Below are 12,777 nucleotides of genomic sequence, written 5' to 3'. Positions count from 1 at the left end.
TATGCGCGTAATCGCCCTCGCAGTGCTGGCCTGCCTCGCCGTCGCCGGATGCGGGTCCACCTCGAGCACCGACGAACCGACGATTCCCCCCGAGATCGCATCCGCCGTCGACCCGAGCCCGACCCATCCGTCGTCGGGGATGCCCGTGCCCAGCGAGGTACCCGGCGAGGAATTCGGTACGGTGTTCACCGCCCGGCCCGACATCGTCCGCGCCCATCCGACCCCGTTCGAGTCGTGGTCCCGCGCCGACGGCAACAAGGTCGCGATCCATTTCGTCACCGGAACGCCAGAGTGTTACGGCGCCGATGCGACCGTCACCGAGACGGACACTACCGTCACCATCTCCCTACGCACCGGAAGCCTGCCGGAGTCGGCCGACAAGATGTGCATCCTGGTCGCAGTGTTCGGCACGCTCGAGGTGCCTTTGCAGGCGCCGCTCGGCGATCGTCGGGTGATCAACGGGTGAGCCGTTGAAGCACTGGTTCCTCAACGTCTGCATCGCCACCGCACTACTCCAGGCCGTCTATCACGCCGTCCGCGTTCTCGTCTCGTACCGTGTCCTCGCACTCGGCGGTGACGCGGTCACTATCGGAATCGTGACGGCCCTGTTCTCGCTGGCACCCCTGCTCGTCGCGGTCCGCATCGGGCGGGCGGTCGACCAGCGGCACGCGGCCGCAGTCCTGCGTACCGGCGTGGCGCTCACGACACTCGGTGTCGTGGTGATCGCGCTCAGCAACGACCTGATCGTGCTCGGCGTGGGCAACGTGGTCCTCGGGTTCGGCCAGATCCTCGTCACCGTGGCCGGGCAGGGATTCATCACCTTGCTGTCGAAACCGGGCGAGCTGGACAAGGGGTTCGCGGGCCTGACCCTCGGCGTGTCGGTCGGTCAGGCCGTCGGCGTGCCGGTCGTGGGGCTGATCGCGGCCCGCAGCTCGGACGGCGGTCCGGTGCAGACCACTCTCGCGCTGGCGGTCATGGCCGCGGTGTCGCTGGCGTCGATTCCGTTCGCGTGGCCGATCCGCGAGCGTCCGCAGTCCAGGAAGCCGGCCGCGAAAGACCAGCAGCAATCCGTCGCGAGCATGATCTCGACGTCCGGTATGCGACCCGCGGTGTTCAGCAGCCTCATCGTCCTCGCCTCCGTCGACGTCGTCGTGGCCTATCTGCCCGTGCTGGGCCACGAATTCGGTTTCAGCGTTCTCCTGGTGTCGTTGCTGCTCACCGCGCGCACCGCGGCATCGATCGTGTCCCGGGCGTTTCTGCCGTGGCTGCTCACCCGGGCACCGCGACAGCGACTGCTCGTCTCCGCGACATTGTGTTCGGCGCTGCCCACCGCGCTCCTGCCGTTCGTCCGCGATCCGTGGTGGATGGCCTTGCTCCTGGTGGTGGCCGGCTTCTTCTGGGGCATCGGGCAACCGCTGACGATGACCTGGGTGACCGGCCTCGTCACCGGCCCCAACCGGGCCGCCGCGTTGTCTCTGCGCCTGACCGGTAACCGCCTGGGCCAGGTGCTGATCCCCTTGGCCGCCGGCGCTATGGCCGGTGTCGCGGGCACGGCGTCGATCTTCGTGATCACCGGAGGTCTTCTGGGCACGGCGGCGGTGTCCACCTGGCGAGCCGTGCGTACTTCATAACCACCCGCGGTTAACAAGTACTCACGGGTGCCTAAATGTCGCACCGGCCGGTGTTCGACGCTCCACTTCGTCGGCTGTGGCGTGCGTCTCTCCTCGGCAGACTTGTCCCCAGTCACGCGTTTGCCAGATCAGGGGTCAGGAGCCACACGATGAGCTTTACCGGTGTCATTCCGAGCACGACCGACACTCCTCGTCCACATCAGGACGAGCGCGCCGAATCGAGCGCGGTACAGGCATCGGGCGACATCACTCCGCAGCTACGTTTCCTCGACCCCGCCGACACCGGGTCCGGGCGGGCGGCCGTGATGGTCTGGCCGCAGGCTCCCCTGCTCGCGGAACTCGTCGCGCTCTTCGCCGACCTCGGTTTGCGGGTTGCCTCCCATGAGCAGCTTCCCGCCGCCGAATCCAGCGAGACGGTAGTGCACCGCTTCGATTTCAGCACCGACGGCTCCACCTGGGACAGCACGACTCCCGGCCTCGTCTCCGCCGCGTTCGGGGCCGCGGCCGCGGGACATTTGGAGGTGGACGGATTTACCCGTCTCATTCCGGCCGCCAACGTGTCGTGGTCCGACGCCGTCCTGATTCGTGCGGCCTGCCGTTATCTCCGCCAGGTGGGACTCGGACTGTCGGAGCCGAACATCGTGGCAATCCTGTTGCGCAACAGTAGTTTTGTGCGCGGGTTCGGCGCACTGTTCGCGGCTCGCTTCGATCCTGCGCGGACCGATCGGGGCACGGCCGTCGCGGATGCGGAGAAGATCCTCCTCACCGCCATCGAGAAGACAACGACGTTGGACGAGGACCGCTTGCTGCGCGGCATGTTGTCGTTCATCTCGGCCGTACTGCGCACCAACTGGTTTCAGCACGACCGCACGGCGGGAGCCGGCACCGCGGCGGCGTTCAAGATCGATCCTGCGCTGCTGTCGCTGTCCGCTCCCGTCACCCCGTACCGGGAGATCTTCGTGCACTCTCGGATAGTGGAGGGCAGTCACGTGCGCAGCGGCACGGTGTCCCGCGGCGGTCTGCGCTGGTCGGACCGCAAGGACGACTTCCGCACCGAGGTACTGGGACTGATGAAGACGCAGCACGTGAAGAACTCGCCGATCGTTCCGATGGGTGCGAAGGGCGCGTTCGTCGTGCGCACCGATCCGGCTCCCGATGCTGTGCGGCAGGCGTACACGACCTTCATCGAGGGACTGCTCGACGTCACCGACAACATCGTCGACGGCGAGGTGGTGCACCCCCGCGACACCGTGATCTACGACGGCGACGATCCGTATCTGGTGGTGGCCGCCGACAAGGGCACGGCGCGGTTCTCCGACCTCGCCAACAGTATTGCGGTGCGCCGCGGTTTCTGGCTCGGCGACGCCTTCGCCTCCGGAGGTTCGGCGGGTTACGACCACAAGGCGATGGGTATCACCGCACGCGGTGGATGGGTTTCGGTACGGAGACATTTCGCCGAGATGGGCAAGAACGTCGATACCGACGCGTTCACCGTGGTGGGGATCGGCGACATGTCCGGGGACGTCTTCGGCAACGGCATGCTGCTCAGTCGCGCGATCCGCCTCGTCGGCGCCTTCGACCACCGGCACATCTTCCTCGACCCCGACCCGGATTCCGAAGCGTCCTACCGCGAGCGCGAACGACTGGCCGCACTGCCGGGAAGCAGCTGGGGTGACTACGACCGCGATGTGGTGTCCGCCGGTGGCGGGGTGTGGCCCCGGACCACCAAGACGATTCCGCTGTCTCCTCGGGTGCGCGAACGGCTCGGCGTCGAGGAAGCCGAACTGCCCCCGCACGAGGTGGTGAAGGCCCTGCTCACGGCCGAGGTCGATCTGTTGTGGAACGGCGGAATCGGAACCTACGTCAAGGCGTCCGCGGAAAGCCATGCCGATGCTGCCGACCCGGCCAACGACTCCGTCCGCGTCGACGCCGACATGCTGCGCGCCGCAGTGGTCGGCGAGGGCGGGAACCTCGGGTTCACCCAGCGGGCCCGCATCGAGTATGCGCTGAGGGGCGGCCGGATCAACGCGGACTTCATCGACAACGCCACCGGTGTCGCCACCTCCGATCGCGAAGTGAACCTGAAGATCGCGGTGGACGCGGCGGTAGCGGCCGGAGAACTGCCTGCCGCGGAGCGGAACTCACTCCTCGCTCGCGTCCAGGACGAGATTGCCGAGTCGGTGCTGGCCGACGCGTCGGCCCAGACCCTCGCGATCAGCCTCGCCGAGGTGCACGCCCCCTTCCTCCTCGGACGTCATGAACGGCTGATCGAAAACCTCGAACGGGACGCAGGACTCAGTCGATCCGCCGAGGTCCTCCCGACCGCAACGGAACTGACTGCACGACACCGCGCCGGGCAGGGACTGGTCCGTCCCGAGATCGCCGTCCTGTTGGCACAGTCCAAGAATCTCGTCGTCACGGAACTTCTCGCCTCCCCGATCCTCGATGACGCGGTGTTCGACGGTGTCCTGGCGGACTACTTTCCCGCACCGATCCGGGAGCGGGTACCGCAGCAGATCAGCGGACACCGACTGGCCCGCGAGATCGTCGCCGTGCTCGTCGCAGGCGACATGATCGACCGGGTGGGACCCGGACTGATCCATCGCCTGGAGGAGCGCCTCGGTGTCGGCACCCCCGACATCACGAGCGCCTACGCGGTGGTGCGGCAGGTGTTCGACATCGATCGCCTGTGGGACCAGGTACTCGCCTTGCCGGGTGCCTCCCACCGCACGAGGTTGAATCTGCATTTCGGCATCCAGGACCTGATCGAGCGCACCACGTCGTGGCTCCTGCGGCACCGCACCGCGGACACGGACGCTCGCGCGTCGATCGAGCGATTCACCGACCCCGTCCGCGAACTGGCTACCGCCCTGCCCCGGCTGACCGGTTCACTCGCGCAGGACTTGAGCACGCTGCGCATCCTCGCGCAGGCGTTCGCACTCGAGGACACCGCACGCACGCTCGGCTTGCCGATCACCCAGGTTGCGGAAACCTATCGAGAATTCGGCAGGGTCATCGGCCTCGACTGGCTGTCGGAACGGTTCTCCGTCGGCGAGACCGGGACCGCCTACTGGGAGACGATGGCGGCGGCCGTCCTCGTCGACAACCTGCAGGAGCACTGGCACGCGCTGATCGGCTCGGTTCTGCGGGACGCCTCCCCCGACACCTCCGCGGCGGTCGCCGTCGCCGCCTGGCTCGACCGGCACCCGACGGCCGCGGAACGGCTGTCACACATGCTCGGCGAGCTCCGCAGTCGCGATCGGGTGGACAATTCGAATATCTGCGTGATCGATGCCGAGCTCACTCTCGCACTGACCCGCTGCCGATGACCCCTATCGCCGTAACCCCATACCTCACCACCGATCGAAGGAGTTCGAAAGTGCCCACTCTCCAGCGAGATGTCGCCATTGTCGGTGCCGGCCCGTCCGGGCTGGCCGCCGCGACCGCACTGCGCAAGGCAGGCCTGTCCGTCGCAGTCCTCGAGGCGCGCGACCGCGTCGGAGGACGCACCTGGACCGACACGATCGACGGGGCCACACTCGAAATCGGCGGCCAATGGGTCTCACCCGATCAGACGGCGCTGATCTCCTTGCTGGACGAACTCGGCCTCGAGACGTTCGACCGCTACCGCGAGGGCGAATCCGTCTACATTTCGGCCGCCGGGAAGCGCACCCGCTACACCGGTGAATCGTTTCCCGTCGACGAGACGACGCGGAAGGAGATGGACCGCCTGATCTCCATTCTCGACGACCTCGCCGCGCAGGTCGGCGCAGAGGAGCCCTGGGCGCATCCCCGTGCCCGCGAGCTCGACACCATCTCGTTCAAGCACTGGTTGATCGAGCAGTCCGACGACGCCGAGGCCCGCGACAACATCGGCCTGTTCATCGCCGGCGGCATGCTCACCAAGCCCGCGCACGCATTCTCCGCGCTGCAAGCCGTCCTGATGGCCGCGTCCGCCGGATCGTTCTCGCACCTCGTGGACGAGGACTTCATCCTCGACAAGCGTGTCATCGGCGGCATGCAGCAGGTGTCGATCCGGCTGGCCGCCGCGCTCGGGGACGACGTGTTCCTGAACGCACCCGTGCGCACCGTGCAGTGGAGCGAGCAGGGTGCCGTCGTTTCGGCCGACGGCGACGTCCGTGTGGAGGCGTCGCGGGTCGTGCTCGCGGTGCCGCCCAACCTGTACTCCCGGATCTCCTACGATCCGCCGCTGCCGCGCCGCCAGCACCAGATGCATCAGCATCAGTCACTCGGACTCGTCATCAAGGTGCACGCCGTGTACGAGACGCCGTTCTGGCGCGAAGACGGTCTGTCCGGCACCGGCTTCGGGGCCTCGGAGATCGTGCAGGAGGTGTACGACAACACCAATTACGAGGACACCCGGGGCACCCTCGTCGCGTTCGTGTCGGACGAGAAAGCCGACGCGATGTTCGAATTGAGCGAAGAGGAGCGTCGCGCCACCATTCTCGGCTCGCTCGCCCGCTACCTCGGACCGAAGGCGGCCGAGCCGGTGGTGTACTACGAGTCCGACTGGGGCTCCGAGGAATGGACGCGGGGCGCGTACGCCGCCAGCTTCGACCTCGGTGGCCTGCACCGGTACGGAAAGGACACACGTACCCCGGTCGGGCCGTTCCATTTCTCCTGCTCGGACATCGCCGCCGAGGGCTACCAGCACGTGGACGGCGCCGTCCGGATGGGTCAGCGCACCGCCGCGGATATCATCGCGCGCCTCGGACAGTAGGCCCCGGCGATCATCGCCCGGCAGTCACGACTGCCGGGCGATGATCGCGAGCAGTAGTTCGGCGCGCACCCGCGCCACGTCCAGCCTGCAGTCGATCAGGGCTTCGATCCGCGCCATCCGGCTGCGCAGTGTGTGCCGGTGCACGCCCATCGCGGCGGCCGCCGACTCCCAATGCCCGTTCGCCTCGAGAAACGCCCGTAACGACCCCAGAAGCTCTGTGCCGTTGACGCGGTCGTAGTCGTCGATGGGCGCAATCATTATGTCCGCCAGCGAATTGAGTACTTCACGGGTCGCGCTGAACGCGAGTAGGGCACTGCCGGTGAGCGCCGCGAATTCCAGTGGTTCGGCCCCGGCTTCGGCCGCCGACGCCGCGAGTTGCGACTGCTCGATCGCCGCCACGACACCGGCCAGCTCCCGTCGCCCGCTCAACCCGGCTCGGACCGCCTTTCGCGTGCCCGGGGGCAGCGCGCTCAGCATCGACCGTGCGAAGTCCACGTCGTCGGTTCCACGGAGAAGAACTGTGATCCGGGTGTCGTGGCGACGCGAGAAGAGCTGGCGCCCAACCGTGTCCATCGCCGCGGCGACCGCCGACTCCACCCGCTGCGCGAGTTCCAGAGTCTCGGCGACCACCGTCAGACCTCGTACCATCCCGTCGGTATCGGCCGCGCCCCGAATCTGCTCCCACGCAGGCGCCAGGTCGCGATCGTCGGTGAGCAGCAGACCGAGCGCGTGCGAATTGAGCTGATTCTGCGCGACGCGCAAGCGAGCGGGCTTCTCGAAGTCCAGCGCCAGCAGCGAATTGGCGTGACCCAGCAGGATCTGATCGACGTGGCTGAGCGCCGTCGGACTGATCACCGCCAAATGCCCGTGCGGGGTGCTTCCGACACTGATCTGCTGGACGGTGATGGAGGCCCCCGACCGCGCCAGCGACACGCTGCTCGACGCTCCACCCGTTCCTGCCGCCAGCACATCGCGCACTTCGTCGAGGACCTCGTCGTCCGGTCGCGCGGGATGGTGTTCGAGTACCCTGCCGGACAGATCGAGAAGTAGCACCGTGGCCGAGGTGGCCATCGCGAGTTCACGGACGGTGGCGCCGGTTCCGCCCGAGATGACGGCCCGCGTCATTCGTGGCTGTGCCCGGGACGCCCGCAGGACCGACTCGTATTCTTGTTCGGCCAGACGGTTCATCACGCGTTTGACGACGGCGGCGAACGGGGTCGGCAACGGCACTTCCAGCAGCGGAAGACCGAGGTTGTCGGCCACGGCGACGAGGTCCTCCGGCACTTCCGGGTGCGACAGCCCCGTGCCGAATCCGACGGCGGCCACTCCCACGCGGTCGAGTCCGCGTAGATACCGGGCCCGGTCGGCCGCTGTCAGGGGCAGTCGCAGCCCGGTGGTGAGCAGCAGTTCCCCACCGGAGAGCCACCGGAACGGATCGGACAATTCGGTGGTGATGGCGAAGGTGATTTCGTTACCGAGGCCTGCGGCTCCGCCCCGGAGTTCGAGAGCCAGATCCGGCTGGGACAACATCCAGCGGACGGGAACGGTCATGTCGGGCTCCTGCGCGTTGCGGTCTGGTGTGTGCCACCTTGACCCGTCATCCCGGGAACATGGCTGGACAGATAGGCCATCGGAACCCGAGCATCGACTCCATTCTGTCAGAGGATTCGGTACCGGTGACCTCTACGGACACCGAAATACCACATTAACGAATTTCGTTCGTTTGAGGTCTTGCGCCTGGACCCGAGGCTCCGCATACTTAACGAATACGATTCGCTAAGTGATCCGCATCTCACCGGGAGAACGTCCCGCGAGCGGTCCGGCACACTACTCGAGACACGGAGTTCTCCTCGTGCAACCACCGGAAACCCCAAAAATTCGCGCCCTCCGCGTCCCCCTGACTGCCAGGAGCGGGATCGCCACGTTCAGTGTCTTCGTGGTCGGATACATGACCGCCAACCTTGTCCCGCTCATGATCATCGCGATGGTCGACGATCTCGGCGTGTCCCAGACCGTCGCCGGTGCCGTTCTGACGGGATCGTTGCTGGCATGCGCGCTGGTATGCCTCGCCACCACCCGATGGGCGGCCGGACAGTTCCGGCGGCGGCTCGGCCGGGCTGGCCTCGTCGTCATGGCAGCCGGGTTCGCGGCGGCAGCCGTCGTTCCGTCCGCACCGATCGCTTGCATCGCGATCGTCGTCGGAGGCCTCGGGGCCGGCGGTGCCGTCGCCGTCGGCGGCGCGGCGATGGCGGCGTTCACCAACCCGAACCGTGTCTCCGGGCTGAGCGGTCTCGTCAATCGCGTCGCCGTTACCGGTGTCCTCGCGCTGATCCCGATTCTCGGCACACGGATGACCAACGCCTTCGGCATCGTGGCCGTACTCGCACTGGCCACTGCACTCACCATGACCTGGTTGCCGACGGCCCCCGACCTCGGGGCAGGCACGACGAGAACCCGCGCCGAACTGCCCGAAGGGGTCACCCGGAAACGCGTCACGGTCGCCGGAGCGTCGCTGCTCGTGCTGTTCGCCGTCTGGGCGATCGGTGAGGACTCGTTGTGGGCGGTGTCCGGCATCATGGGATTCGAGCACGCGGGGCTGACCGAACAGCAGATGGGCTTGGCCCTGTCCGCATCGACTGCAGGTGGTATCGGTATCGCACTGATCCTCACCGCTCTGGGCTCCCGTCTCGGGCGCACGGTTCCCGTGGCCGTTCTGCTGGTACTCGGCGCCGCCCTCAAACTGGGCGCGTGCCTGACCACCGAGCCCACCACCTACCTGGTGCTCATCATTACGTGGAACACGGTCTACGCGGCGGCCTTCATCTACGTGGTGGCCATCGCGGCCGCACTGGATTCGTCCGGCCGCTGGTCCGCCCCACTACTCGGGACCTACCTGGTCGGCTCCGCGTTCGCCCCGCTCTTCGGCACTCTCGTCACCGAGGCCGTCGGTTATCCGTCGTTCGGTGTCATCGTGGCCGGGATCAGTCTCGTTCTGCTGCTGCCCATTACGGCGATCGCGTCTCTCTCTGCACGTACCGAAGCCACATCCCTCGCCGTAGGCCAGGATCCCACCGTGCGTTACACCACGTCGGTGATCGTCTGATGAATCCGATGGACAGGAAGAACACCATGACAGCGAAGGCCACCCACTACCGAGGCGGTCGAATCTTCACCGCCGCCGAGCCCGCGTGGGCGGAGTCGATGATCGTCGAGGACGGCCAACTGACGTACGTCGGGGATACGGTCACCGCAGACGCGCTGACCCGCGACGCCGACATCGTCGAACTCGACGGCGCTTTCGTGCTGCCCGGGTTCATCGACGCTCACACCCACCTGCTCATGATGGGGCAGTCGCTGCAGAAGGTGGATCTCCAGAGCGCCGTCGATCTGGCCGACATCCAGGATCGCATCGGGCGTTTCGCAGCCGACAATCCGACGGCACCCCGAATTCTGGGGCGCAGCTGGCTGTTTCCGGCCCTCGGCGGCCGGCCGCCCACCCGGCGGATGATCGACGCGGTCGAAGCGGACCGCCCCGTGTACCTCGATTCCAACGACGTCCATTCCGTGTGGGTGAACACCGCAGCACTCCGCGAACTGGGGATCGACGACCACACCCCCGACCCCCTCGGCGGCCGGATCGAACGCGATCCCGCGACGGGCCACGCCACCGGGATGTTGTACGAAACGGCGGTGACCCAGATCGTGTGGCCCGCCCTCGCGAAGGTGGTCACCGACCACGAACGTGACGTCGCGATCGAGGCGGCGTTCGAGCGGTACCTGGCCGACGGCGTCACCGGAGCCGTCGACATGGCACTCGGTGCGGAGGAGGTGGCGGCGCTCGAGCGAGCCCTGGCAGCCGGGGACGGCACGTTGCCGCTTCGGGTAGCCGGGCACTGGCTCGTCACGCGAACCGATTCAACGGAGGAGAACGTCCGTCAGGTCCGCGAGGCCGCGACGTACGCCCAGCGTCTGCAGGGGCCGTGGCTGCGAATGGCCGGGATCAAGATCATCATCGACGGTGTCATCGACAGCTGCACCGCCACCATGAAGGAACCGTACTCCGACGGCACAAATGCCGAACCGATCTGGGATCTCGAGTCGCTGGCACCCGTGGTCACCGCGGCAGATGCCGCGGGACTCCAGGTGGCCATGCACGCCATCGGTGACGAGGCCTCGGAGATCGGGCTCACCGCGCTGGAAAAGGCAATCGCCGTTAACGGAAGCCGGCCGCGTCGACACCGCATGGAACACCTCGAGACCATCACGAAAGACAACGTGCAGCGTCTGGCACAACTCGGTGTCGTCGCCTCGATGCAGCCGGTGCACGCCGACCCGGCGATCCAGGAGAACTGGCGCGCCGTTCTGGGTGACCACCGGGTCGAGCGGGCGTACCCCTGGCCCGAGATGACCTCGGCGGGCGCGGTCCTGGCGCTGGGTTCCGACGCCCCCACCGCACCGCATCCTCCGCTGCCCAACATGTACGTCGCGACGACGCGCAAGTCCGCGATCGATCCGACTCTGCCACCCAACCTTCCCGAGTACGCGCTCCCGATGGCGGACGCACTGGCGCACGCGACCCGTGACGCTGCCTACTCGTGCTGCTGGGACGACCTCACCGGGCAACTCGTCGCCGGCAAGGCGGCCGATTTCGTCGTCCTCGACGGAAACCCGTTCACCGAGGGCACCGGCTCGTTGCTCACCTCCCGCGTCGGGCTGACCGTCGTGGCGGGCCGGATCTGCCATCGAACCACTCCCCGGCCGCGCTGAAGGCTGGACAACTCGGCGCGCCAAGCGCTCTTGCTTTCACCATTTCGTCAGCTGCCACCACCTTGTGAGGCAGCGCACACTGACTACCAGATGCACTACGGACCCCGGCGAATGCTTGTCGGCGGGCCGTTCGCCCCCACGAGAGGAACGGTACGGATGTCGATCGACGTACTCCAGAACTACATCAATGGCGAGTTCGTCGCCTCGTCGACGACGGAGACCCTCGACTTGATCAATCCGGTGGACGAGAGTGTCGTCGGCCGTGCGCCGGTGTCCACCAAGTCCGATGTGGACGCTGCCGTCGAGGCGGCGGAGCGAGCCTTCATGTCTTGGGGCAAGACCACGCCGAGCGTGCGCCAGACGGCACTGCTGAAGCTGGCCGACGCGATCGAGGCGCACAGCGACGAACTCGTCGAGGCGGAGTGCCGCAACACAGGGCAGCCCAAACAGGTCATTGCCGACGAGGAGATCAAGGTCGGGGCAGATCAGCTCCGGTTCTTCGCCGGGGCGGCCCGCATGCTCGAGGGCAAGGCCGCTGGGGAGTACATGGAGGGATTTACGTCTTATGTGCGCCGCGAACCGATCGGCGTCGTCGGACAGGTGACCCCGTGGAATTACCCGTTCATGATGGCGCTGTGGAAAATCGGCCCCGCCCTGGCCGCCGGCAACACCATCGTCCTCAAGCCCAGCGACACCACCCCGAACAGCACCCTCGTTCTCGCCCGGTTGACCAAGGGCATCCTGCCGGATGGCGTGTTCAACGTGGTGCTGGGCAACGGGGAGACCGGTGCGACGCTAGTGGAACACCCCGCGCTCGGGCTCGTGTCGATCACCGGGTCGGTGCGCGCCGGCATCGCGGTGGCCGTTTCCGCCGCTCGGCAGCTCAAGCGCGCGCACCTCGAATTGGGCGGCAAGGCGCCTGCCATCGTGTTCGGTGACGTCGACATCGAGAAGACCGCCGACGGAATCGCCGAAGCGGCGTTCTTCAACGCCGGCCAGGACTGCACCGCGGCCACCCGCGTCCTCGTCCACGAGTCGATCCACGACCAGCTCGTCGATGCACTGGTCCGTAAGGCCGAGACGTTGAAGCCGGGACTCCCGGACGACCCGGACACGTTCTACGGTCCACTCAACAACATCAACCACTTCAACACCGTCAGCGCGAAGATTGCGGATCTGCCCGCCTCCGCCAAGATCGCCACCGGCGGCAGACGTTCCGGCGAGCAGGGCTTCTTCTTCGAGCCCACCGTGATCACCGGAGTCGACCAGCGCGACGACATCGTCCAGGAAGAGACGTTCGGGCCCATCCTCACCGTGCAAAGCTTCTCGGACGAGAAGGAGGCCGTGACCCTCGCCAACGACGTCCGGTACGGTCTGGCGTCGAGCGTGTGGACGCAGGATCACGGTGTCACGCAACGGCTCTCCGCTGCACTTGATTTCGGCGCCGTATGGATCAACTGCCACATCCCGCTCGTCGCCGAAATGCCGCACGGCGGATTCAAGTACTCCGGCTACGGCAAAGACCTTTCCGGCTACGGCGTCGAGGACTACACCCGCATCAAGCACGTCATGAGCTCACACGACTGACCTCGACTCCCGTTTTCCCATCTCCCGTCACGACCCTGAGGACTGCACCCT

Annotated in this window: 8 protein-coding genes; 7 read left to right on the top strand and 1 reads right to left on the bottom strand. The window is 66.9% G+C overall.

The annotated features are described in order from the left end of the window. Window position 1 precedes the first annotated feature (1 nt). The 4 genes from HYG77_RS23465 to HYG77_RS23450 all read left to right on the top strand — a co-directional run bounded on the left by HYG77_RS23465 (window position 2) and on the right by HYG77_RS23450 (window position 6,372). Window positions 2–466: a hypothetical protein gene (locus HYG77_RS23465; protein WP_109332631.1), complete on the top strand. Its 465-nt coding sequence runs from the start codon at window positions 2–4 to the stop codon at window positions 464–466. Window positions 467–470: 4 nt separating this feature from the next. Then, on the top strand, window positions 471–1,631 hold the full coding sequence (locus tag HYG77_RS23460; RefSeq protein WP_109332632.1) for an MFS transporter: 1,161 nt from the start codon (window positions 471–473) through the stop codon (window positions 1,629–1,631). A gap of 149 nt (window positions 1,632–1,780) precedes the next feature. Next, on the top strand, window positions 1,781–4,960 hold the full coding sequence (locus tag HYG77_RS23455) for an NAD-glutamate dehydrogenase domain-containing protein (RefSeq protein ID WP_208960790.1): 3,180 nt from the start codon (window positions 1,781–1,783) through the stop codon (window positions 4,958–4,960). A 50-nt stretch (window positions 4,961–5,010) separates the two neighbouring features. Further along, the gene (locus HYG77_RS23450; protein WP_208960789.1) at window positions 5,011–6,372 is read left to right on the top strand and encodes an NAD(P)/FAD-dependent oxidoreductase; all 1,362 of its coding nucleotides are present in this window, start codon (window positions 5,011–5,013) and stop codon (window positions 6,370–6,372) included. A 24-nt stretch (window positions 6,373–6,396) separates the two neighbouring features. Here HYG77_RS23450 and HYG77_RS23445 read toward each other — a convergent pair whose 3' ends face one another. After that, window positions 6,397–7,923 carry a PucR family transcriptional regulator gene (locus tag HYG77_RS23445; protein ID WP_208960788.1) on the bottom strand — a complete coding sequence of 509 codons (1,527 nt, stop codon included), beginning with the start codon at window positions 7,921–7,923 and terminating at the stop codon, window positions 6,397–6,399. 325 nt (window positions 7,924–8,248) lie between these two features. On the opposite strand from HYG77_RS23445, the gene HYG77_RS23440 reads away from it, so the two are divergent. The 3 genes from HYG77_RS23440 to HYG77_RS23430 all read left to right on the top strand — a co-directional run bounded on the left by HYG77_RS23440 (window position 8,249) and on the right by HYG77_RS23430 (window position 12,726). Next, entirely contained in the window at window positions 8,249–9,475 is a 1,227-nt protein-coding gene (locus tag HYG77_RS23440; protein WP_348273587.1) for an MFS transporter, read from the top strand. Between the two features lie 26 nt (window positions 9,476–9,501). Beyond that, window positions 9,502–11,139 (top strand): amidohydrolase, encoded by a 1,638-nt coding sequence (locus HYG77_RS23435; protein ID WP_208960787.1) that lies wholly within the window; start codon window positions 9,502–9,504, stop codon window positions 11,137–11,139. Between the two features lie 156 nt (window positions 11,140–11,295). Next, window positions 11,296–12,726, top strand: coding sequence for a gamma-aminobutyraldehyde dehydrogenase (locus tag HYG77_RS23430; protein ID WP_109332638.1), 1,431 nt, complete (start codon window positions 11,296–11,298; stop codon window positions 12,724–12,726). Window positions 12,727–12,777: the final 51 nt, after the last annotated feature.

This window comes from Rhodococcus sp. ZPP (assembly GCF_017656075.1).
In the GTDB taxonomy this organism is placed as follows: domain Bacteria; phylum Actinomycetota; class Actinomycetes; order Mycobacteriales; family Mycobacteriaceae; genus Rhodococcus_F; species Rhodococcus_F oxybenzonivorans.
The sequence above is the reverse complement of the archived record's forward strand: the minus strand, read 5'-3'. Positions and strand labels throughout refer to the sequence as shown.

Coding starts and splice junctions, on each gene's coding strand:
- HYG77_RS23445 (WP_208960788.1), bottom strand. CDS start 7,923: ATGACCGTTCCCGTCCGCTGGATGTTGTCCCAGCCGGATCTGGCTCTC.
- HYG77_RS23430 (WP_109332638.1), top strand. CDS start 11,296: ATGTCGATCGACGTACTCCAGAACTACATCAATGGCGAGTTCGTCGCC.
- HYG77_RS23465 (WP_109332631.1), top strand. CDS start 2: ATGCGCGTAATCGCCCTCGCAGTGCTGGCCTGCCTCGCCGTCGCCGGA.
- HYG77_RS23455 (WP_208960790.1), top strand. CDS start 1,781: ATGAGCTTTACCGGTGTCATTCCGAGCACGACCGACACTCCTCGTCCA.
- HYG77_RS23435 (WP_208960787.1), top strand. CDS start 9,502: ATGACAGCGAAGGCCACCCACTACCGAGGCGGTCGAATCTTCACCGCC.